21 protein-coding genes are annotated in these 20,941 nt (G+C 63.8%); 6 read left to right on the top strand and 15 right to left on the bottom strand.

From position 1 onward, the window contains the following. Positions 1 to 27 precede the first annotated feature (27 nt). Genes AC0L3P_RS02735 through AC0L3P_RS02715 form a run of 5 tightly spaced genes read left to right on the top strand, consistent with a single transcriptional unit; the run spans position 28 to position 4,968 of the window. On the top strand, positions 28 to 1,314 hold the full coding sequence (locus AC0L3P_RS02735; protein WP_473300913.1) for an ABC transporter substrate-binding protein: 1,287 nt from the start codon (positions 28 to 30) through the stop codon (positions 1,312 to 1,314). Then, positions 1,311 to 2,234 carry a carbohydrate ABC transporter permease gene (locus AC0L3P_RS02730; RefSeq protein ID WP_473300912.1) on the top strand — a complete coding sequence of 308 codons (924 nt, stop codon included), beginning with the start codon at positions 1,311 to 1,313 and terminating at the stop codon, positions 2,232 to 2,234. The genes AC0L3P_RS02735 and AC0L3P_RS02730 overlap by 4 nt, the downstream gene beginning before the upstream one ends. Next, complete coding sequence (locus AC0L3P_RS02725) at positions 2,227 to 3,084, top strand: carbohydrate ABC transporter permease (protein WP_275171261.1); 858 nt, start codon at positions 2,227 to 2,229, stop codon at positions 3,082 to 3,084. The genes AC0L3P_RS02730 and AC0L3P_RS02725 overlap by 8 nt, the downstream gene beginning before the upstream one ends. 10 nt (positions 3,085 to 3,094) lie before the next feature. Next, positions 3,095 to 4,204, top strand: coding sequence for an ABC transporter ATP-binding protein (locus AC0L3P_RS02720; RefSeq protein ID WP_473300911.1), 1,110 nt, complete (start codon positions 3,095 to 3,097; stop codon positions 4,202 to 4,204). Beyond that, positions 4,201 to 4,968 carry an SDR family NAD(P)-dependent oxidoreductase gene (locus AC0L3P_RS02715; RefSeq protein ID WP_473300910.1) on the top strand — a complete coding sequence of 256 codons (768 nt, stop codon included), beginning with the start codon at positions 4,201 to 4,203 and terminating at the stop codon, positions 4,966 to 4,968. The genes AC0L3P_RS02720 and AC0L3P_RS02715 overlap by 4 nt, the downstream gene beginning before the upstream one ends. 108 nt (positions 4,969 to 5,076) lie before the next feature. Here the strand turns inward: AC0L3P_RS02715 and AC0L3P_RS02710 are convergent, their stop codons facing one another. The 4 genes from AC0L3P_RS02710 to lpxA form a co-directional block, all read right to left on the bottom strand. Then, positions 5,077 to 5,466, bottom strand: coding sequence for a DUF7674 family protein (locus AC0L3P_RS02710; protein ID WP_473300909.1), 390 nt, complete (start codon positions 5,464 to 5,466; stop codon positions 5,077 to 5,079). Positions 5,467 to 5,582: 116 nt separating this feature from the next. Next, positions 5,583 to 6,767: a lipid-A-disaccharide synthase gene (gene lpxB, locus AC0L3P_RS02705; RefSeq protein ID WP_473300908.1), complete on the bottom strand. Its 1,185-nt coding sequence runs from the start codon at positions 6,765 to 6,767 to the stop codon at positions 5,583 to 5,585. Then, positions 6,764 to 7,624 (bottom strand): LpxI family protein, encoded by an 861-nt coding sequence (locus AC0L3P_RS02700; protein ID WP_473300907.1) that lies wholly within the window; start codon positions 7,622 to 7,624, stop codon positions 6,764 to 6,766. The genes lpxB and AC0L3P_RS02700 overlap by 4 nt, the downstream gene beginning before the upstream one ends. Positions 7,625 to 7,643: 19 nt before the next feature. Further along, a complete protein-coding gene (gene lpxA / locus AC0L3P_RS02695) occupies positions 7,644 to 8,435 on the bottom strand; it encodes an acyl-ACP--UDP-N-acetylglucosamine O-acyltransferase (protein WP_354059050.1) in 792 nt (263 codons plus the stop codon). 175 nt (positions 8,436 to 8,610) lie between these two features. Between lpxA and AC0L3P_RS02690 the strand changes: the two genes are divergently transcribed. After that, positions 8,611 to 8,955: a KTSC domain-containing protein gene (locus AC0L3P_RS02690; protein WP_473300906.1), complete on the top strand. Its 345-nt coding sequence runs from the start codon at positions 8,611 to 8,613 to the stop codon at positions 8,953 to 8,955. 6 nt (positions 8,956 to 8,961) lie between these two features. Here AC0L3P_RS02690 and fabZ read toward each other — a convergent pair whose 3' ends face one another. The 11 genes from fabZ to AC0L3P_RS02635 all read right to left on the bottom strand — a co-directional run bounded on the left by fabZ (position 8,962) and on the right by AC0L3P_RS02635 (position 20,900). After that, complete coding sequence (gene fabZ, locus AC0L3P_RS02685; RefSeq protein WP_051058562.1) at positions 8,962 to 9,378, bottom strand: 3-hydroxyacyl-ACP dehydratase FabZ; 417 nt, start codon at positions 9,376 to 9,378, stop codon at positions 8,962 to 8,964. A gap of 41 nt (positions 9,379 to 9,419) precedes the next feature. Next, positions 9,420 to 10,487: a UDP-3-O-(3-hydroxymyristoyl)glucosamine N-acyltransferase gene (gene lpxD, locus AC0L3P_RS02680; RefSeq protein ID WP_473300905.1), complete on the bottom strand. Its 1,068-nt coding sequence runs from the start codon at positions 10,485 to 10,487 to the stop codon at positions 9,420 to 9,422. A 125-nt stretch (positions 10,488 to 10,612) separates the two neighbouring features. Next, positions 10,613 to 13,144 carry an outer membrane protein assembly factor BamA gene (gene bamA / locus AC0L3P_RS02675; RefSeq protein ID WP_473300904.1) on the bottom strand — a complete coding sequence of 844 codons (2,532 nt, stop codon included), beginning with the start codon at positions 13,142 to 13,144 and terminating at the stop codon, positions 10,613 to 10,615. 186 nt (positions 13,145 to 13,330) lie between these two features. Next, positions 13,331 to 14,482 (bottom strand): RIP metalloprotease RseP, encoded by a 1,152-nt coding sequence (gene rseP, locus AC0L3P_RS02670; RefSeq protein ID WP_473300903.1) that lies wholly within the window; start codon positions 14,480 to 14,482, stop codon positions 13,331 to 13,333. 44 nt (positions 14,483 to 14,526) lie between these two features. Next, positions 14,527 to 15,750: a 1-deoxy-D-xylulose-5-phosphate reductoisomerase gene (gene dxr, locus AC0L3P_RS02665; protein ID WP_275171270.1), complete on the bottom strand. Its 1,224-nt coding sequence runs from the start codon at positions 15,748 to 15,750 to the stop codon at positions 14,527 to 14,529. Between the two features lie 4 nt (positions 15,751 to 15,754). After that, positions 15,755 to 16,597 carry a phosphatidate cytidylyltransferase gene (locus AC0L3P_RS02660; RefSeq protein ID WP_473300902.1) on the bottom strand — a complete coding sequence of 281 codons (843 nt, stop codon included), beginning with the start codon at positions 16,595 to 16,597 and terminating at the stop codon, positions 15,755 to 15,757. Further along, on the bottom strand, positions 16,594 to 17,352 hold the full coding sequence (locus AC0L3P_RS02655; RefSeq protein WP_275171272.1) for an isoprenyl transferase: 759 nt from the start codon (positions 17,350 to 17,352) through the stop codon (positions 16,594 to 16,596). The genes AC0L3P_RS02660 and AC0L3P_RS02655 overlap by 4 nt, the downstream gene beginning before the upstream one ends. Before the next feature lie 93 nt (positions 17,353 to 17,445). Further along, positions 17,446 to 18,009 carry a ribosome recycling factor gene (gene frr / locus AC0L3P_RS02650; RefSeq protein ID WP_473300901.1) on the bottom strand — a complete coding sequence of 188 codons (564 nt, stop codon included), beginning with the start codon at positions 18,007 to 18,009 and terminating at the stop codon, positions 17,446 to 17,448. 66 nt (positions 18,010 to 18,075) lie between these two features. Next, the gene (gene pyrH / locus AC0L3P_RS02645) at positions 18,076 to 18,792 is read right to left on the bottom strand and encodes a UMP kinase (RefSeq protein ID WP_018455040.1); all 717 of its coding nucleotides are present in this window, start codon (positions 18,790 to 18,792) and stop codon (positions 18,076 to 18,078) included. Positions 18,793 to 18,852: 60 nt separating this feature from the next. Continuing rightward, positions 18,853 to 19,776 (bottom strand): translation elongation factor Ts, encoded by a 924-nt coding sequence (gene tsf, locus AC0L3P_RS02640; RefSeq protein ID WP_275171273.1) that lies wholly within the window; start codon positions 19,774 to 19,776, stop codon positions 18,853 to 18,855. A 131-nt stretch (positions 19,777 to 19,907) separates the two neighbouring features. Then, positions 19,908 to 20,900: a 30S ribosomal protein S2 gene (locus AC0L3P_RS02635; protein WP_007610895.1), complete on the bottom strand. Its 993-nt coding sequence runs from the start codon at positions 20,898 to 20,900 to the stop codon at positions 19,908 to 19,910. Between the last annotated feature and the right edge of the window lie 41 nt (positions 20,901 to 20,941).

Below are 20,941 nucleotides of genomic sequence, written 5' to 3'. Positions count from 1 at the left end.
AAGAGTTCACACCGGGAGGAACTTGCCATGCCGATCACGACAACAAGGCGCCAACTGCTCGCCGGATCTGCCGCCGCGCTCGCGCTGCCGGCATTTGCCCGCGCGCAAGGCGCGATCAAGCCGCGTCTGACTGCGATCTCGCAATGGTCCGCAGGCAGCGATGGGGCCGCCATCACGGCGCTCGGCAAGAAATTCGAGGAGAAAGGCGGGGTTTGGCAGCACTCGCCCGTCCCCGGCTTCACCACCGAGATGATGAACAAGCTGCGTGCCCAGATCATGGCCGGCGATCCACCGGCCTGCTCGCAGCTCAAAGGCCCCGAGATCGCGGCCTGGTCGAAGATTGCCCCAACCGTCGATCTCGATGCCGTCGTCGCTGCCGCCGGCTACGAAAAGGTTATCGCTCCGGACCTTGCAAAATTGCACAAGCCGGGGGGCAAGTGGATTGCGCTGCCGTTGCAGATCTACAGCACCAACATGCTGTTTCTCTCCAAACGCGCGATGGACAAGGCCAAGGCCGACAAGATCCCCGTCACATGGGCTGAGTTCAACGACCTTGCCGAGAAGATGAAAGCAGGCGGAGTTCCCTATCCCATCGCCAACGGTGGCACCCGCCCGGACGACGGCCAGAAATTCGAGGCCGCTTTGGCAGGCATCAGTCCCACTGCATACCGCGCAGCCCTCATGAATCTCGACAAGAAGGCCCTGGAGGGCCCCGAGATAAAGGCGGCCTTCGTACAGGTGCGCAAGATTGCCGACTGGATGGACCCCAACGTCGGCGCCCAGCACTTTTCGACCAACCTGAAGCGCTTCGTCGACGGCGACATGGGCATGATGATCATGGGCGGGTGGGCGCAGGGCGTATTGCGCAACGCCGGTTTCAAGTTCGAGGACTTCATCATCGCCCCGGGCCCGAGCGACAATGGCAAGCCGGTCTTCCTGTTGAATGCCGATGCCTTCATATTCTGGCAGCGCAAGGAGCCCGACCTGCAAGCCGGCCAGACGCTGATGGCCCAGCTCGTCATGGATCCAGCGATCCAGACCATGTATTCGCAGATCACGGGATCGATCCCCGTGCGCACCGATGTCGATCTGTCGGGCGAAGCCTGGTCGGACGGTCAACGGCGGACCGCAGCAGCCCTCAAAGACGCGATCGCCAGCAATCAGGCCGTCCTCAGTCTCGCGCACAACATGGCGCAGGAAAACGGCATGACTGCAGCGATGATCGATGTGATCACGGAGTACGTGAAGAACAAGACGATCAAGCCGGAGCAAGCGGCCGTACGCCTCGCCGAGGCCGTCGAGAGCTCACGTTGACGATCGCCGTCTCGAAAACACCGGGCCGGCCGGCTGCCTCTGACTGGGTACGCCGGCTGCCCGAATATTTGACGATCTGGGTGCCGCTGCTGTTGTCTGCCGCGCATCTCATTGCGTTTACGCTGTGGACGATCTGGATATCGTTCACGCCCTCCACTCTGGTCCCGGTCTCGGGCTGGGTCGGTTTGCGCAACTATTCTGCGGTTGCAGCATCACGGAACTGGCAGATTGCCTTGGACAATCTGCTGCTGTTTGGCAGCGCATTCGTGTTGCTGAGTCTGGCGACCGGCCTCATCCTTGCGATCCTGCTCGATCAGCGTATTCGCGGCGAGAACCTGCTGCGGTCCATCTTCCTCTATCCTCTGGCGGTGTCATTCGTGGTCACCGGCACGGTCTGGAGTTGGCTGCTCAATCCCGGCCTCGGGATCCAGAAGCTGGTCCGCGACCTCGGCTGGACCTCCTTCCGGTTCGACTGGCTGATCGACCGCGACATGGCCATTTGGACCATCGTCATCGCCGCGATCTGGCAGTCCTCCGGTTTCGCCATGGCGCTGTTCCTCGCCGGCCTCCGCTCCGTCGACGCCGACCTGATCAAGGCCGCGCAGATCGACGGCGCCGGACCGATCCGAATGTACCGGCGCGTCATCCTGCCGACCCTTTGGCCGATCACCATCACCGTGATCGTCATCCAGCTGCAGTTCGCGATTTCGACCTTCGACCTCGTCCGCGCGCTCACCAACGGCGGCCCCGGAATCGCCACCCAGCTGCCGGCTCTCGTCGTCTACGACCTGATGTTCCAGCGCAGCCTGCTCGGACGGGGAGCGGCGGCGGCAGTGCTCATGTTGCTCATTCTTCTCGCGGTTTTACTGCCCTATGCAGCGTGGCGTTACGTCCAGCGGCGGCGGGCGATCCATGCGTGAGCGAACCATCGCGCCAAGCCGGATTCTGATCTATCTCGTCGTCTCGCTGATCGCTGCAGCATGGCTCGCGCCATTGGCTGTTGTCGTGCTGAACTCGCTGCGCACCAACGAGGAGATCGCGCAGGCCTCGATGATCGGCTGGCCGAAGCAATGGGCATGGAGCAACTACGCCGCGGCCTGGAGCGGCTTCTGCGTTGCCGAGACCTGTGCCGGCATCCGGCCGTACATGCTGAACTCCGCGCTCGTCACGATTCCCGCGACGATTTTTTCGACCCTGCTGGGTGCTGTCGCCGGTTACGCCGTGTCGCTCTGGCGTTTTCGCGGCGATAGCTGGATCTACGGCATCGTGACCCTTGGGCTCTTCCTTCCCCAGCAGATGCGCTTGCTGCCCTGGACCATCGTGTTGCGCGATACGGGCCTGATGAACACGCTGACTGGCCTGGTCGTGATCCACACGATCCAGGGGCTCTCCTTTACCACCTTGTTCTGCCGAAACTACTACACTGCCATCCCGCAGGATTTGATAAGAGCTGCGCGCATCGATGGCGCAGGCTTCTTTCGTATTTTCTGGCGCATCATCCTGCCGCTCTCGCCGCCTATTCTGGTCGTCACCGTGATCTGGCAGTTCACGCATATCTGGAACGAGTTTCTCTACGGCGTGACATTCACGACCGGTCAGCAGCAGCCGGTCACCGCCGCGCTGATCGCGCTATCCGCCGCGGTCGCCGACATCCCGCAGCATGGCGTGCAAAGCGCGGCGGTGATGATCGCCGCCCTGCCGACCCTGCTGATCTATCTGATCGGCGGCAAGTATTTCGTACGCGGCCTCACCGCCGGAGCCGTGAAATGATCGGATTGTCATGGCAGCCCTAAGCATTCGCTCCCTGTCCAAGCGCTACGCCAATCTGGAGGTGCTGAAGGGTATCGATCTCGACATCGAGAGCGGTGAATTCACCGTGCTCGTCGGCCCATCCGGCTGCGGCAAGTCCACGCTGCTCAACATCATTGCCGGGCTCGACCTCCCGAGCGCAGGCACCGTGGAAATCGGCGGACGTATCGTCAACGACATTCCGCCGAAGGACCGCGACATCGCCATGGTGTTCCAGTCCTACGCGCTCTATCCGTCGATGACGGTGCGCCAGAACATCACCTTCGGCATGGAATGCCGACGCGTAGCCAAGACGGAGCAGGAGACGGCGCTGGCGAATGTGGCCAGGCTGCTCCAGATCGAGCCGCTGCTCGGTCGCAAGCCCTCGCAGCTCTCCGGCGGCCAGCGCCAGCGTGTGGCGATGGGCCGGGCGCTGGTGCGCGATCCCCTGCTCTTCCTGTTCGACGAGCCGCTTTCCAATCTCGATGCCAAGCTGCGCGTCGAGATGCGGATGGAAATCAAGCGGCTGCACCAGCGCATCGGCGCCACCATCGTCTATGTCACTCACGATCAGATCGAGGCGATGACGATGGCGACGCGCATCGCCGTGATGCATCGGGGCGTGGTGCAGCAGTTTGCCGACCCTGACACCGTGTATCGCTATCCGGCCAATCTGTTCGTGGCCCGTTTCATGGGCTCGCCGCCGATGAACACGATGCCGGCGCGGCTCGAGGCCGACGCCGGCGGGCCGGTGGTCGTGATCGGCGCGGGGCGGCCGGACGAGGTCCGCCTCCGCCTTGGCCAATATGACGCGGCGGCCCCCTTCGTCGGCCGCGACGTGGTGGTCGGGATCAGGCCGGAATGCATCGCCGAGGGCAGCCGCGTATTTTCCGCCGATCCGCCCGTCGTCGTCAACGCGCCGGTGGAGATGGTCGAGCCGACGGGGGCCGAAACGATCGTGCTGCTGCGGCTTGGCGGCGAGCCCGCGCTGGCGCGCATCACGCCGGACATCCGCCCCACACCGGGCGCCGTCGCCCCGTTCGCGCTCGACACGCGCCGCATCTGCCTGTTCGACCCCGAGACGGAGCGACTGATCGCATGACAAGAACGAGCTATGCCGGTCTCAACGACCGCGTGGTGTTGATCACCGGTGGCGCCAGCGGCATCGGTGCCGCCTTCGTGCGGGCGTTCGCAGCCCAGGGGGCTCGCGTCGCGTTCCTGGATCTCGATGAAGCAGCCGGCCGGGCGCTGGTCGCGGAGGTGAAGGCCGCGGCTGGAACTGTACCATTGTTCGTGCCGTGCGATCTCCTCGACATCGACGCCTTGCGCGACGCCATGGCGCAGGTGCACGGATCGCTTGGCGATGCCGCGGTCCTGGTCAACAACGCCGCCAACGATCAACGCCAGGTACTGGCCGAGGTGACTCCGGCCGAGTTCGACTGGATGATCGGTGTCAACCTCAAGCACGTCTTCTTTGCCGCGCAAGCGGTGGTGCCGCAGATGCGGGCGCGCGGCGGCGGCTCGATCATCAACATGTCTTCGATTGCCTGGATGCGCGGCGCGCCGGGGCTGCCGGTCTACGCCGCGGCAAAGGCCGCGATCGTCGGCTTCACCAACTCCCTGGCCCGGTCGCTCGGTCCCGACCGCATCCGCGTCAACGCGATCGCGCCGGGGATGGTGATCACGGAGCGTCAGCGCCGGCTGTGGTATCCGGACGACCATGCGATTGCCGAGCTGCGCACGCGTCAGGCCATTCCCGACGCGGTGACGCCCGACGACATCGCCAACATGGCGCTATTCCTCGCTTCCGATGAGAGCCAGCGCATCACGCGGCAGTGTTTTCAGGTCGACGCTGGTGTCGGCTAGAGCGTGTACTCACAAACCCGAGCTGCTTCGTAGAGGTCCGCTCCGCATCCGATAGCAGTCGCGTTGGCGTACCTCACCCTTGGTCCGAGTTGGGCCAGAAGCGGTCCTCTACAATCCGCGCGACGTGACTTTCCAAAACCTATCCATGGCTGAGCAATGCTCTCTGGACTTCGGCCCCAGCAAGTTTGCTACCGACCTAAAATCGAATGCTTTCGTGCCATCTGCGTGCTGTAGTGATTCAAGAAAGCCGGTTGCCAAAGCGGCACGTTCTTGAGCAGAGCCGTCTTCGAGCGCTTTTTCGCAGAGTTCAAAAACGGATTGTATTGTGCTTTTTGGCAGTCGATTGAAATGCTCAACAAGAGCCTCTGCCAATCCGGTACCCGCGAGGGTTATGGGCACAACTTCCGGCGACCATTCGGCATTTAGCTTAGCGAGCGCCTCTCTCAATTGAGGTGCAAGATCAGCGATTCTTTCAGGATAGCTCTCATTCCTAGGCATGCGATCAATATGTCGGACGCGGATCACGTCGGCAATGGGTCACAAACCGCCGATCACGCCCAAAGTTAGGAGGCTTCCGCTTTGCGCTGGCAAGCCGACGCTTGTGAGTACACGTCCTAGCTAGCCCGCCTGCCCTTGCGCATGGTCGCCAGCACGATGTCGGCTGCGAGCACGCTCGGCGACTTGTTGCCGGTCGACATGATCGTATCGAGCTGGGCGAACGCTTCCACCTGCTGTCGGCGCAGCGGTGAATCGGTCAGAAGCTGCGAGAGCGCGGGCGCCAGGTTCTCCGGCGTGCAGTCTTCCTGCAGGAACTCAGGGATGACATCCTTGCCGATCACGAGATTGGCGAGGATCACCGAGGAGACGCGGATCGCGCGGCGCAGGATGAAGGCTTCGATCGCGCCGACGCGATAGGCCGTCACCATCGGAATGCCCGATAGCGCGAGCTCCAGCGTCACCGTGCCGGATTTTGCCAATGCCGCGCGCGCGATGCGGAAGGCGGCGCGCTTCTCATTCTCGCCGACCACAATTTGAGGCTGGACCGGCCAGTTCGCGATGCCTTCACGAATGGTGGCTTCGAGATGCGGCATGGTTGGCAGCATCAGTTCGAACGCGCGGCCGTCCGTCCGCAATCGGCCGAGCGTCGCGCCGAACACCTCGAGATGGTGCCTGATCTCGCTGCGGCGGCTGCCGGGCAGCACCAGCAAAACCGGCGGCCCGCTGTCGCGGCGCTTCTGCTCCTCCGCGTTCGGCCGCAGCGAGGACAATTGCTCGATCAGGGGATGGCCGACATAGCTGCATGGCGGCCCGCCGAGCTTGCGATATTCCTCCGGCTCGAACGGCAACAGGCCGAGCACATGGTCGACATAGCCGAGCATGGTCCGCGCCCGTCCCGGCCGCCAGGCCCAGAGCTGCGGCGAGACGTAGTCGACGATCGGGATCGCCGGATTGCGCGCCCGCACGCGGCGGGCGACACGGTGGGTGAAGTCGGGACTGTCGATGACGACGAGCGCGTCCGGCGCGGCCTCGGTTACGGCCTCCGCGGTCTCGCGGATCAGCCGCAGGATCTTCGGTAATTGCTGCACGACCGCGGCGAAGCCCACGATCGAGAGCTCCTCGATCGGAAACAGCGTCTCGAGCCCCTGGCGCGCCATGGTGTGGCCGCCGACGCCCACGAACTGCACGCCGTCGCCGAGGCGCTGGCGCAGCACCTTCATCAAGGCGCTGCCGAGCCGGTCGCCGGATTCCTCCGTGGCGATCAGGAATATCTTGCGCTTGGGATCGCGGCCTTGCATCACGCCGGCAGGCCGATGACGAAGAGATATTTGGCGTCGGCGAGCGCGATCATCGCCTGCGGCTCGGCGGCGATGGTGTTGCCGGCGACGACGGCGATCCCGGCCAGCCCCGCGGCGGCGACGCCCTCGAGGGTGCGCGGGCCGATCGTCGGCAGGTCGAAGCGCAGATCCTGCCCGCTCTTCGGGACCTTCACCAGCACGCCCCGCCCGGTGGCGGCGCGGATGCGACCCTCTTCGCGCAGCCGCGCCACGCGCGCGAGCAGCGCATCGGTGCCCTCGATATCCTCGACCGCCACCACATGGCCGTCGATCACGACCGCAGCCTGGCCGATGTCGAATGGACCGAGCGCCGTCAGCACCGCGCGTCCACGCTCGATGTCGGTCTTGCCGGTGTCGCTCGGCCAGGCGCGGCTGATGCAGCCCTCAGGCATCAAGAGGTCGGGCGCGACGTCCTTAATGCCGACCATGCGAAACCCGCCCTGCTCGAGAATGCGCCCGACGCCGGACAACAAATGATCGTCGCCGCCGCGGAAGGCGCGAATGACATTGCCGAGCAGCCGGAGCGTCGTGAAGTCGACCCGAACCTCCGAGAGCGAAGGCCGTACCAGCGTGCCGATGAAGATCAGGTCGCGGCAACCCTCCTCGCGAAACAGCCGCATGGCACGGCCGAGCTGGCCGACCGAGATCCAGCGATGGCGGAATTTGTCCACCCGCGCCGGATCGCAGGCCCCCCGAAGGGGAAACAACACCGGCGTGATGCCGCGGGCGGCGAGCGATTCGGCAACCGCGAACGGCATCGCGCCGCCGCCGGCGACCACGCCAACCGGCGATGAAATCTCCGAAGCCGCCGCCGATGTCATGCCCGCGGCCATCCCATCATCACTTCGCGATGGCGGGAAGACAGAGCGGGCGCTTGCCCTTGCCGATGAAGTCGAGGATTTCGCCGATCGCCGGATCGTCACCGGCGAGCGGCCGCGCCGCCTCCAGGCGTTCGGCAAAGGTAGCGGGGCCATGAAAGAGTTTCTGATAGAACGCGCGCACCGTCGCAAGCCGCTGCTTGGTGAACTTGCGCCGCTTCATGCCGATCAGGTTGAGGCCTTCGAGCACGGCGTACTGGCCGTTGACGAGGCCGAACGGAATGACGTCGTCGCGCACGCCGCATACGCCGCCGACCATAACTTGCGGGCCGATGCGGGTGAACTGGTGCACCGCGGACAGGCCGCCGATAAAGACGAAATCACCGATCTCGCAGTGACCGCCGAGCGTGGCCGAGGTCGCGAAGATCACGTCGTTGCCGACATGGCAGTCATGGCCGACATGGCTGCAATTCATGAAATAGTTGCGGTCGCCGACCTCTGTGATACCGCCGCCTGCGACCGTGCCGGCGTTCATGGTCACGGATTCGCGGATGGTGCAGCCCGAACCGATCTTGAGCTTCGTCAATTCGCCACGATAGCTGAGCGATTGCGGCGGCGTGCCGAGCGAGGCGAATGGATAGATGGTGCAATCGTCACCGATCGTGGTCTGCGCGGTGATATGCACATGTCCGATCAGCTTGCAGTTACTGCCGATCACGACATGCGCACCGATGATGCAGAAGGGGCCGATCTCGGTGCCCTCGCCGATCACGGCGCCGTCCGCGATCCGTGCGGTGGGATCAATCTTACTCATCAAGCAATCTGACTCATCAAGAAGGTCTGATTAGGTGTTGAAGTCGCTCGGTTTTCCGCTGGTTAGCGCGACTATGCCCGATCTGTCCAGTGACGTATGATCTCGCCGTGTTTCAAGTGCCGGATGAGGCAGCCTTCCCGGCTCATCAACAAGTTCATGCGGAGCTTCAGGTATCGTGGTCAGGGCCCTGGCACTTCTCCTCGCACAACTCGCCGCCGCGCCGATCGTGTCCGAGACGATCGAGACCGCCGAACACCGCCTCGTCGATCTCAAGACATTCGAATGCCGCGACATCAGCCGCAGCACGGTACTCCAGCGGGTCTGTTACGACCGTGCGCAGCAGGCCCTCATCGTGGCTGTGGGTGGCGCTTATGACCGTTATTGCGGCGTGCCGGTCGACACGGTCGAGCGCCTGCTGGGCGCACCGTCCATGGGACACTTCTTCGACCAGAACATCAAGCGCGAGGTCAGCGGCGGACGCTACGCGTGTCCCGCACGCGAGCATATCCAGAGAAGTTGATCCCGCTCAGTCGGTCAGCATGGCGCCGACGTCGGCCTCCGCAACCACCTGGCCGTTGACCTTGGCGTCGCCGTGAAACCACCACATGGCCTTGCGGCGGCCGATCGAGCGCATGTGATATTCGATGGTATCGCCGGGCAGCACCGGCTTGCGGAACTTGCACTTGTCGATGGTCAGGAAGTAGACCGCGCGCGGCTTGTCGGTGCCCTCGACCGACTTGATGCCGATCACACCCGCAGTCTGCGCCATCGCTTCGATCATCATGACGCCGGGATAGACCGGGCGATCGGGAAAATGGCCCTGGAACGGCGGTTCGTTGAAGGTGACGTTCTTGATGCCGATGCCGCTGTAATCGGTGCGGATGTTGATCACGCGATCGATCAGCAGCATCGGAAAACGGTGCGGGAGCGTTTGCAGGATCATGTTGATGTCCACAAGCTCGAACCTGACCGGTGCTTCGTCCGTCACTCCCGTTCCTCCTGCTTCGGCTCGGCCTTGCTGTCGCGCGCCAAGCGCTCGACCGCCAAAATTTCCTTGAACCACTGCCGGGTCGGCTTGGCAAAAAAACCACCCCAGCGTCCGTTGGGAGGAACGTCGTCCTTGACGCCACTCATGGCAGTCACCTGAGCTCCATCCCCGATCTTGACGTGATTGTTGATGCCTACCTTCGCTCCCAGCGCCACGTTGTCGCCGAGGGTCAGGCTGCCGGCAAGGCCGATCTGGGCTGCCAGCAGGCAGTGCCGGCCAATGGTGACATTGTGGCCGATCTGGACCTGATTGTCGATTTTGGTGCCTTCCCCGATCACGGTGTCGCGCAAGGACCCTCGATCAATGGTGGTGCCGGCGCCGACCTCCACATTGTTCTGAATCAGCACGCGGCCGGTCTGGGGCACTTTTAGATGGCCCTCGGGGCCGAAGAAGATGAAGCCGTAGCCGTCCTGGCCGATCGAGCAGCCGGGGTGGATCAGCACGTCGTTGCCGATCAGCGCGCACTGGATGGCGGTGCGTGCGCCGACATTGCAGTCCCGGCCGATCTTGACGCCGGGGCCGATCACGGCCCCCACACCGATCACCGTGCCGCTGCCGATCTCCACGTCAGGGCCGATCACGGCCAGGGGATCGACGATCACGCCGTCCTCGAGCCTGGCCGTGGGATCGATAATGGCCGACGGCGCGATGCCCTCGTTGCCGGTCCAGGATTGCGGACGGAGCGCGTCGCCGTGCCACTCCCGCGCGATCCTGACGAAGGCGCGGAACGGCTGTGGCGCCCGCAGCACGGCCACATGCGCGGGCACCCGGGCCTCGAAGCGTGGGCTCACCAGGCAAGCACCGGCCTTGGTCGTCTTGAGCTCATCGGCATATTTGAGATTGTCGAAGAACGTCAGGTGCATCGGGCCGGCTTCGTCGAGCGAAGCAAGACCCCTGATGATTTGGCCGCCCCTGGCGGGATCGACCAGCTCCGCCTTGGTCAGCGTGGCTATGTCAGCCAGCGCTGAGGCCGGCGGCTGTGTGAAGAAGGTCGGCTGCGCCATTCCACCCCGTCGCGGTCCGGCTTCGGCATGAAGCGGCCAAGCCGCATCATGCCTCATCTCCTGGATTGGCACGATCCCTTTTGGAAACCGATTCCTGTGGTCCGGATCGTGCCGTGCTGTTCGAATTAGAACGAGGTGCCGCCGCCGAACCGGAACTCCTGCGTACGGTCGTTCTTGCCCTTGGTCAGCGGCACGGCGTAGTCGAAGCGCAGCGGACCGAACGGCGAGGCCCAGATCAGGCCGACGCCGACCGACGACCGGACGGCATTGCCGTTGTCATACACCAGCCCGGTGCAGGTTCCAGCCGAAGCTGGATTGACGGTCGACGGCGTGCAGCTCGAATTCTTGGTCGTGGTCACTTCGTTGGTCACCGACCACGTCGTCGGGCCCTGATAGTCGAACAGCCCGCCGGCGTCGGCGTAGACGGCGCCCTTCAGACCCACTTCCTTCGGCAGGAACCAGAATGGCATCTGCAGTTCGAGCGAAGCACCCCAATATTTGGTGCCGCCAAGCGCGTCCTGCGTACCGAAGGGGTTCAAATCGCGCGGTCCGATGCCGTTAGGGGCAAAGCCACGGACGAGGTTCGGGCCCATCTGGAAGTGATCGAGCATGCGCAGATCGCTGCCCATCTTGTTCAGCATGCCGCCCTGGATGCGAGCGAGGCCGACGATATCGGACACCAGCGGAGTGTAATACTTCGCGTCAACCACAGTCTTCAGATAGGAGACGTCACCGCCGACGCCGGCAAAGTCCTGCCGGAAATCAACCAGCAGACCGTCGGTGGGGTTCTTGTTGTTGTCGAGCGTGTTGTAGGTCAGCGTGTAACCGAGCGCCGAGGTCAGGGTCTTGCCGTTGGCAAGCTCCTTGCGCACCGGCAGCGAGGCTTCACCGTCGCTGTAGCAGCCCAGGCCGTTGGTCGAGCTCAGGTCGAGGCCGTTGAGGTTGGCAAAGGCCGGGCTGGGGTTAAAAGCCGCCGAGCCCATATTGTTATTACAGTTCGCCAAGGTGGACGGCAGCGTGATTTCCTGCCGATAGATTGAGTAGCGGACCTGCAGCGACAGATCTTCACGCAGGGAGAAACCGAGGCGCGGCGAGAAGCCGAGCGTCTTGGTGCCGTAGGAGATGTAGCTGTTGGACCTCTGCTCACGCTGATAAAGGTCGAGACCCAGCGCAACCCGGTAGTCGAGCAGATAGGGTTCGACGAACGACAGCGAATAGCCGCGGGCGTACTGACCGTAGGTCACCGCCGCCTTGGCGAACAGGCCGCGGCCGAGCAAATTGCGCTCGGAGACCGAGACTTCGGCCAGCGCGCCGTCCGTGGTGGAGTAACCACCCGAGACCGAGAAGTCGCCGGTCGATTTTTCTTCCATGTCCACGAGCAGGATCACGCGGTCGCTCGACGAGCCGGGCTCCGTGGTGATCTTCACGGTCTTGAAATAGTCGAGGTTCTTCAAGCGACGCTCGGCACGGTCGACCAGCGCGCGGTTGTAGGCATCGCCCTCGGAGACGTCGAACTCGCGACGAATCACGTAGTCGCGCGTGCGGGTGTTGCCGCGAAGGTTGATGCGTTCGATATAGGTGCGCGGACCCTCGTCGATGTTGAACACGACCGACACGGTGTGCGCCTCGAAATTGCGGTCGCCGCCGGGACGGACCACGGCGAAGGCATAACCGCGCCGCGAAGCTTCGATCTGCATCTCCTCGACCGACTTCTCGACCGATTCGACGTTGTAGAGCGAGCCGACATTGACGCGCGAATAGTTCCGCATCGAGGTGGGATCGAAGTTCGGAATGCTGGAGCGGAAGTCGATCGAGCCGACCCGGTATTGCGAGCCTTCCTCGATCTTGAAGGTAACGTTGAAGCCCTTCTTCTCCGGATCGTATTCGGTGAGCGCGGCCACGACCTGGACGTCGGCGAAACCGTTCTTGAGATAGAAGCGGCGGATCAGGTCGCGGTCGGCCTCGACCCGATCGGGATCGTAGATGTCGCTGCTGGCGAGGAAGCTCAGCAAGTTCGACTCGTGGGTCTTGATGATGTCGCGCAGGCGGTAGGACGAGAACGCGTTGTTGCCGACGAACTCGATCGACTTGACGCCGGTCTTGGCGCCCTCCTCGACCGTGAAGACGAGATCGACGCGGTTGTTCGGCTGCTCGATGATTTCAGGCGTGACGCGGACGTCGTAGCGACCGGAACGGCGATAGATTTCGGCGATTCGCAGCGTGTCGGACTGCACCATGGCGCGCGAGAAGGTGCCGCGCGCCTTGGACTGGACTTCACCAGTGAGCTGCTCGTCCTTGATCTTCTTGTTGCCCTCGAACGCAATGCGGCCGATCACCGGGTTTTCCACCACGGAGACGACGATCTGGCCACCGGCACCGCGGTTGATCCTGACGTCCTGGAACAGGCCGGTCTCGATCAACGCCTTGAGGCCGTCGTCGATGGCGCCTTGATCCAAGCGACCGCCGGGACCCGGCTTGAAGTAAGAGCGGATCGTCTCCACCTCGACGCGGCGATTTCCCTCGACGGAAATCGACTGCACGGTCTGAGCAAGCGCAGACGAAGACACAAAGGCAGCCCCAACCGGGGCAAGCACCGGCGCGCCGAACATGATCAGGGTTGCGAGCAAGCCCCCCCGGAGTCGCAGTCCAAACTTCATTGCGCAACGCGCCCTTATCATTCCGTACCAGACCCAACCCCAAAGCCGGTCTGGAGATTCCCCAAGTTCAAGCCGCTTGTAGACAATTTCACCGACGCCGCAAACGGCCGAGCGCGCCGTAATTTCATTTTCATTCCAAGACGTTGCCCAAGAGCAACGCCCGGCAACGCCACAAAAAAGCCCCTATCAGGATGAGGCCATCCGGAGGATGTCGTTATAGGTGGCAAACACCATCAACATCAGCACCAAGCCGAGTCCGATTCGGAACCCCATCTCCTGAGTCCGCTCGGACAGGGGTCGACCCCGCGCCACTTCCGCCGCGTAGAACATAAGGTGACCGCCATCGAGCAGCGGGATCGGAAACAGATTCAACAGGCCGATCGACACCGACAGCACCGCGCAGAGGTTGATCACGAACTGGAACCCGGCGCTGGCGGCCTGCCCCGACATCTTGGCAATGCCAAGCACGCCGCTGACCTCGTTCGGATTGCCGTTCCCGACGAACAACGAGCCCAGGAACTTGAAGGTACTGGTGATGATGAACCAGACCTGTTCAACCCCGATCTTGAGTGCTTCGCCGACGCCGACCGGCGACGTCGAGGCCTCGCCGGCCTGAGACTTGTGCTCGATGCCGAGCACGCCGAGACGGTGGCTGTTGCCGAAGGGATCCTTGCGCTCGAGCAGCGCCGGCGTCGCGGTCAGCGACACGATGGTGTCGTCCCTCTTGACCTGGAAGGCAAGCGGCGAACCGGCATTCATCGCAACCATGCGTTGCATATCGGCAAAGCTTTCGATCGGCTTGCCGTCGATCTGGACGACGACGTCGCCAATCTTGAAGCCGGCTGCCGCCGCAGCGCCGTCGGCGACCACACCGTCGACGCGTGCGATCGTGCTTGGCTTGCCGTAATACAGCGCCATGCCGGCGAAGATCAGCGCGCCCAGGATGAAATTGGCGATCGGTCCGGCGGCAACGATGGCGGCGCGCGGGCCGACCTTCTTGTGATGGAAGCTGCCGGCGCGCTCCTCGGCCGTCATGGCTGCAAGCTTCTCGGACGATGGCGTCGAAGCCTCGCTCTCATCGCCGAAGAACTTGACGTAGCCGCCGAGCGGGATCGCCGAGATCTTCCAGCGGGTGCCATGGCGGTCGTTGAAGCCGACCAGCTCAGGTCCGAAACCGAGCGAAAAAGTTAACACGCGAACGCCCGCCCAGCGCGCGACCAGAAAATGGCCGAGCTCATGGAAGAACACGACGATGGTCAGGACGAACAGGAAGGGAACCGCGTAGCCGAGGAGCCCATGGCTCAACGTATTGAAACTATGGACGAAAAAGTCGATCATCGAATTCCCTCATCCAGCGCCGCAAGGCCCTGGCCCCGAACCATCTAGGATGCCTTTAAGGCAATTTGAGGCAATAGGGCGGCAGCCCTATTTCGCGCAACATGGTCAACGGCGATTGCATCGTCCGCTGACGTCAGCGGGGCTTGGTTCCCGCTGCGGATCCAGTCGTCCAGCGTCGCCTCCACCAGCCGGGCAATCGCCCCGAACCGGATCTTGCCGGCGATGAAGGCGGCGACCGCGACCTCGTTGGCGGCGTTGTAGACCGTGGTCGCCCCCTTCCCGGTCCGGAGCGAATCGAAGGCGAGGCGCAGCCCGGGGAAGCGCTCGAAATCCGGCGCCTCGAAGGTCAACTGGCCAATCTTGGCCAGATCCAGCTTGGCGGCCGGCCCCTTGATGCGGTCGGGCCAGCCGAGGCAATGCGCGATCGGCGTGCGCATGTCGGGTGAGCCGAGCTGGGCCACGACCGAGCGATCGGAGAACTCGACCATGCCGTGGATGATCGACTGCGGATGTACGAGGACGTCGATCTCGTCCGGACTCAGAGCGAACAGATAGGAAGCCTCGATCACCTCAAGCCCCTTGTTCATCATCGAGGCGGAATCGATCGTGATCTTCTGGCCCATGCTCCAGTTCGGATGCTTCAAGGCTTGCGCGAGTGTCGCCTGCTCGATGTCGGCAGGCTTCCAGGTCCGGAACGGGCCGCCGGAGGCCGTGATGATGACACGGACGAGCTCGTCGCGATTGCCAGAGCCAAGCGCCTGAAACAGCGCGTTGTGCTCGGAATCCGCAGGCAGGATGCAGGCGCCCGCTTTCGCCGCGCGCTGCATGAAGAAATCGCCGGCGCAGACGAGACATTCCTTGTTGGCGAGCGCGACATGCGCGCCGCGATCGACCGCCGCCAGTGCCGGCTTCAGCCCGGCCGCGCCACTCACGGCGGCCATCACCCACTCGGCCGGACGCGCGCCAGCCTCGATCACCGCGCTTTCGCCGGCGCCGCATTCAGTGGCGGTGCCCGCGAGCGCAGCCTTGAGCTCGGCAAACTTGGAGGTGTCGGCGATCGCGACGTAGCGCGCGGAAAACTCTTTCGCGAGCTTTGCCAGCGCCTCGACATTGCTGTTCGCCGTCAATGCCTCGACACGGTAGCGCTCCGGAGTGGCGCGCAGCAGATCCATCGTGCTGTCGCCGATCGAGCCGGTGGCGCCGAGAACCGTGACGCTGCGGACGGTCGACGCCGCAGCCTTGTTGTTACGCAATGGAACCGCGCTCATATGTTCACCAAACCATAAGACCGCTTCCGGCGCTATGCACACCATGGCGGAGGAAGCCGATAATCCATGCCACCAGGATGGCAGCGACAAAACCGTCCAGACGGTCCAATAGCCCGCCGTGGCCGGGAATTAAGTGACTGGAATCCTTGACATCGAAGCGCCGCTTGACCGCGGATTCGAACAGATCGCCGCAGGCCGACACGACCGAGAGGACCGCGGCCACGAGCAGCAATGGAGCCAACTTTCCGATCCCGCAAGCGGCAAAGCCGGCCGCGACCAAAAGGCTCGCGGCAAAGCCGCCGAGCGCTCCTGCCCAGGTCTTCTTGGGGCTGACGCGCGGCCACAGCTTCGGTCCGCCGATGCCGCGGCCAGCGAAATAGCCGCCGATATCGGTTGCCCACACCACGAGCAGCACGAACATCAGCGCGGTGAAGCCGTTCACGAGATCCTTCCGCAGCAGGATCGAGGCGAGCAGCGCTGCCGATGCATAGGCGAATCCGGAAGCCGCCCAGACGAACTTGCCTCGCGCGATCACCGTCACGATCGCACCGCCCATCAGGCCGGTGATGATTGCGGTCTTCAGCGCGCCAAAGGCGACGGATAAGCCCATCGTGGCGATGACGATAGTCCCCGCCCCGGTCAGCGCGGTCGAGCCTGCGCCCACCACCATCAGCCATTCCGCGAACAGTCCGATCGACACCAGGGTGACGAGCAGCGCCCAGAGCCAGCCGCCGGCATAAGCGAGCGCAATGGCGAGCGGCGCCAGCACCAACGCTGCGAGAATTCGCATCACGAGATTGCTCGGGGCAGGCTGAGAGCCGGCCGGTGCGGAGTCGGGTTCGCTCACGAGGCGGTTTTCGCGACCAGGCCGCCGAAACGGCGCTCGCGCCTGGCGAATTCGGCGATTGCGCCTTCCAGCGCCGCCTTGTCGAAATCGGGCCAGTGAATCGGCACGAAGACAAGCTCGCTATAGGCGGCCTGCCACATCAGGAAGTTGGACAGACGCTGCTCGCCACTGGTGCGGATGATGAGATCGGGATCGGGAATGTCGGGCGCGTCGAGATGAGCGCCCAGTGTCTCGGCGTCGATCGTATCAGGATTGCGCCGGCCCTCGGCGACTTCGCGCGCGAGCTTCTGCGCCGCCTTCGCGATCTCCTGCCGCGAGCCGTAATTGAAGGCGACGACGAGCGTGAGCCGCGTGTTATCGCGCGTCAGTTCCTCCGCCTCGTTGAGAAGTGCGCAGATGTCGCCCTCAAGTCCGTCCCGCTCGCCGATGATGCGCACCCTGACGCCGTCGCGATGCAGGCTCGCCAGATCATTGCGGATGAAGCGGCGCAACAGGCCAAAGAGATCGCCGATCTCGCTCGCCGGGCGTGACCAGTTTTCCGAACTGAAGGAGAAGATGGTGAGATAGCGGATGCCAAGCTCATGCGACGCGCGAACCACGCGGCGCAGGGCCTCCACGCCGCGGCGATGGCCTTCCGCCCGTGGCAAGCCGCGCGCGGCCGCCCAACGCCCGTTGCCATCCATGATGATGGCGACATGCGCAGGCGCATCGGACCGATCGGGTCCTTCCGTTGCGGGCGCGGCGGCGTTGGACATGAGGCTGCCTTAAAGCATGATCCGGAAGAATGCGAAGCGGTTTTCCGAAAAGATCATGCGCGAACAATAACCTAAAGCGCGATCCATCGCGCTTTAGACGGTGAGGATTTCTTTTTCCTTGGCGGCCAGCAACTGGTCGATCTCGGAGATCGTGCCGTCGGTCGCCTTCTGCACCTCGTCGGCATGGCGCTTCTGATCGTCCTCGGACATCTCGTGATTCTTCTCGAGCTTCTTGAGAACGTCGAGACCGTCGCGGCGAACATGGCGCGCGGCGACCTTGGCGGCTTCCGCGTATTTGTGCGCGACCTTGACGAGCTCCTTGCGACGCTCCTCGTTGAGCTCGGGGATGCGCAGGCGCAGCACCTGGCCTTCAGTCGTCGGCGACAGGCCGAGATTGGAATCGACGATCGCCTTCTCCACTGCCTTGACCATCGACTTGTCCCAGACCTGCACCGAAATCAGGCGCGGCTCCGGCACGCTGACGGTGGCGAGCTGGTTCAGCGGCATGTGGCTGCCATACGCGTCGACCTGCACCGGATCGAGCATCGAGGCAGAGGCGCGACCGGTGCGCAGGCCGCCAAGCTCGTGCTTGAGCGACTGGATCGCACCCTGCATGCGGCGCTTGACTTCGTTGAGATCGAAATTGTCCGTGGCCATCACGTTTCTCCTTCAAAATCCCGGCGACCTCTCCGCACCCTTCCTAAAGGGCGCAACGACAAGCCGTCAGCCGGCGACAATGGTTCCGTGGCCGCCGCCACGCAGTACAGCGCCGATCGAACCCGGCTCCGCAATCGAGAACACGATGATAGGCAGCGACGTCTCGCGGGCAAGCGCGAAGGCGGTCGCATCCATCACCTTGTAGCCGCCCTCGATCGCCTGCGAATGCGTCAGACGGTCGAATCGCGTCGCCGTCGGGTCCTTCTTCGGGTCGGCCGAGTAAACGCCGTCGACATTGGTCGCCTTCAGCACCGCCTGGGCGCCGATCTCGGCGGCACGCAGCACCGCAGTCGTGTCGGTGGTGAAGAACGGATTACCGGTTCCGCCGCCCAGCAGCACGATCCGACCCTCGGCGAGGTATTTGTGCGCCGCGGTGCGGGTGAACAGCTCGGAAATCTCGGGCATGACGAAGGCCGACAGTGTGCGCGCAGGCGTGCCCTTGCGCTCGATCGTGGCTTCGAGCGCGAGGCAGTTCATCATCGTAGCGAGCATGCCCATGGTGTCGCCGGTCGGGCGCGACACGCCGCGCGAGGAGACCTCGACACCGCGAAAGAGATTGCCGCCGCCGATCACGACGGCGACTTCGGTGCCGAGATGGCGGGCTGCGATCAGATCGTCGGCGACCCGGTCGATGGTCGGTTGATCGATGCCAAAACCCTGCGGTCCCGCGAGATATTCGCCGGACAGCTTGATCACGACGCGACGATAGACCGGATCAGTCATGAGCACTTTCCTTGTCCGGGCGCCGCTTCCGGCGGCACGCCGGAAGGAACGTTCCGGCGCTTACTTCTTGCCGCTGGCCGCCGCGACCTCGGCCGCGAAGTCGCTTTCCTGCTTCTCGATTCCCTCACCGAGAGCATAGCGCACAAAGCCCGCGATCTTCACCGCGCCGCCGACCTTGCCTTCGGCTTCCTTCACCGCCTGCGCCACCGACTTGCCGGTGTCGTGGATGAAGGCCTGCTCGAGCAGGCAGACTTCCTTGTAATAGGTCTTCAGGCCGGACTCGACGATCTTCTCGATCACGTTCTCGGGCTTGCCCTGCTGGCGATATTTGTCGGCGAGCACGTCCTTCTCGCGCTTGACGACCGCCGGATCGAGACCGGACGGATCGAGCGCCAGCGGGTTGGCGGCCGCGACATGCATCGCAATCTGGCGGCCAAGCGTTGCGAGCTCGTCGGCCTTGCCCGGCGATTCCAGCGCCACGATCACGCCCATTTTGCCGGCGCCCTCGACGACCGCGCCGTGGACGTAGCTCGACACCACGCCCTGGCTGACTTCGAGCGAAGCTGCGCGGCGCAGCGTCATGTTCTCGCCGATGGTGGCGATCGCGTCATTGATCGCGGTTTCGATCGTGACGTCGCCGACCTTGGCGGCCTTGATCTTCTCGACATCGGCGCCGACGTTGAATGCGACCTGGGCGATCATCTTGACGAGGCCCTGAAACTGGCCGTTGCGCGCGACGAAGTCGGTCTCGGAATTGACCTCGACCACGACGCCCTTGTTGCCCTTGGTGAGCGCGCCGATCAGACCCTCGGCGGCGACGCGGCCCGACTTTTTGGCAGCCTTCGACAGGCCCTTCTTGCGCAGCCAATCCTGCGCCGCTTCCAGGTTGCCGTCATTTTCGGTCAGCGCGGCCTTGCAGTCCATCATGCCTGCGCCGGTCGACTCGCGCAGGTCCTTGACCATCGCAGCTGTGATCGTTGCCATCGTTCAAAATCCTTTTTGCCTGCCGGTTTACCGCGGCGCGGCCAGATCGCCTCGCCGCGGTCCATCTCAGGAATTCGCGTCAACTGAAATGGTGGCCGGAGCTTGTCCGGCCAACCCATCGCTCTTTTTGACTATTCCGCTTCCGCGGTCAGCGCCTTGGCCTTGGCCACCCAGGCGTCCGCGCGGCTCGGCAAGCCGACTTCTTCGCCGATCTTGTGCGCGGTGTCGTGATCGAGCTCGGCCAGCTGCCAGAAGTGGAAGATGCCGAGGTCGTTGAACTTCTTCTCGATCGCGCCCGATACGCCCGGGAGCTTCTTGAGGTCGTCGGAGGTGCCGCGCGGACCGGCGAGGCCCTGGAAGCCGCTCGTGGCAGCGGGCAGCTCTTCTGCGACCGGCCGAACCGAAGCGCCGACGTCGATGCCGGAATCGCCCTGGGCGCGCGAAATGCCGTCGATCGCAGCGCGCGCGATCAGATCGCAATAGAGCGCGATCGCGCGGCCGGCGTCGTCATTGCCCGGCACCACATAGGTGATGCCCTTCGGATCCGAATTGGTGTCGACGATCGCGGCGACCGGGATGTTGAGCCGCTGGGCTTCCTGGATCGCGATGTCTTCCTTGTTGGTGTCGATCACGAAGATCAGGTCGGGCAGACCGCCCATGTCCTTGATGCCGCCGAGCGAGCGGTCGAGCTTGTCGCGCTCGCGCTGAAGCGTCAGGCGCTCCTTCTTGGTGTAGGAGGAGGCATCGCCGCCGGCGAGCACGTCGTCGAGATGGCGCAGGCGCTTGATCGAGCCCGAGATCGTCTTCCAGTTGGTCAGCGTGCCGCCGAGCCAGCGCGAATTGACGAAGTACTGAGCGCAGCGCTTGGCCGCGTCGGCAACGCCGTCCTGCGCCTGGCGCTTGGTGCCGACGAACAGGATGCGGCCGCCCTTGGCGACGGTGTCGCTGACCGCCTGCAAGGCGTTGTGCAGCAACGGCACGGTCTGCGCGAGGTCGACGATGTGGATGTTGTTGCGAGCGCCGAAAATGAACGGCGCCATTTTCGGATTCCAGCGGTGAGACTGGTGACCAAAGTGCACGCCGGCTTCGAGGAGCTGACGCATAGTGAAATCGGGTAGTGCCATCGTTCTAATTCTCCGGTTGGTTCCTCCGGAAGCGTGTGAGC

It is taken from the genome of Bradyrhizobium sp. WSM4874 (genome assembly GCF_055811835.1).
Note: the sequence above shows the minus strand (reverse complement) of the source record. Positions and strands in the feature narration are given on the sequence as shown.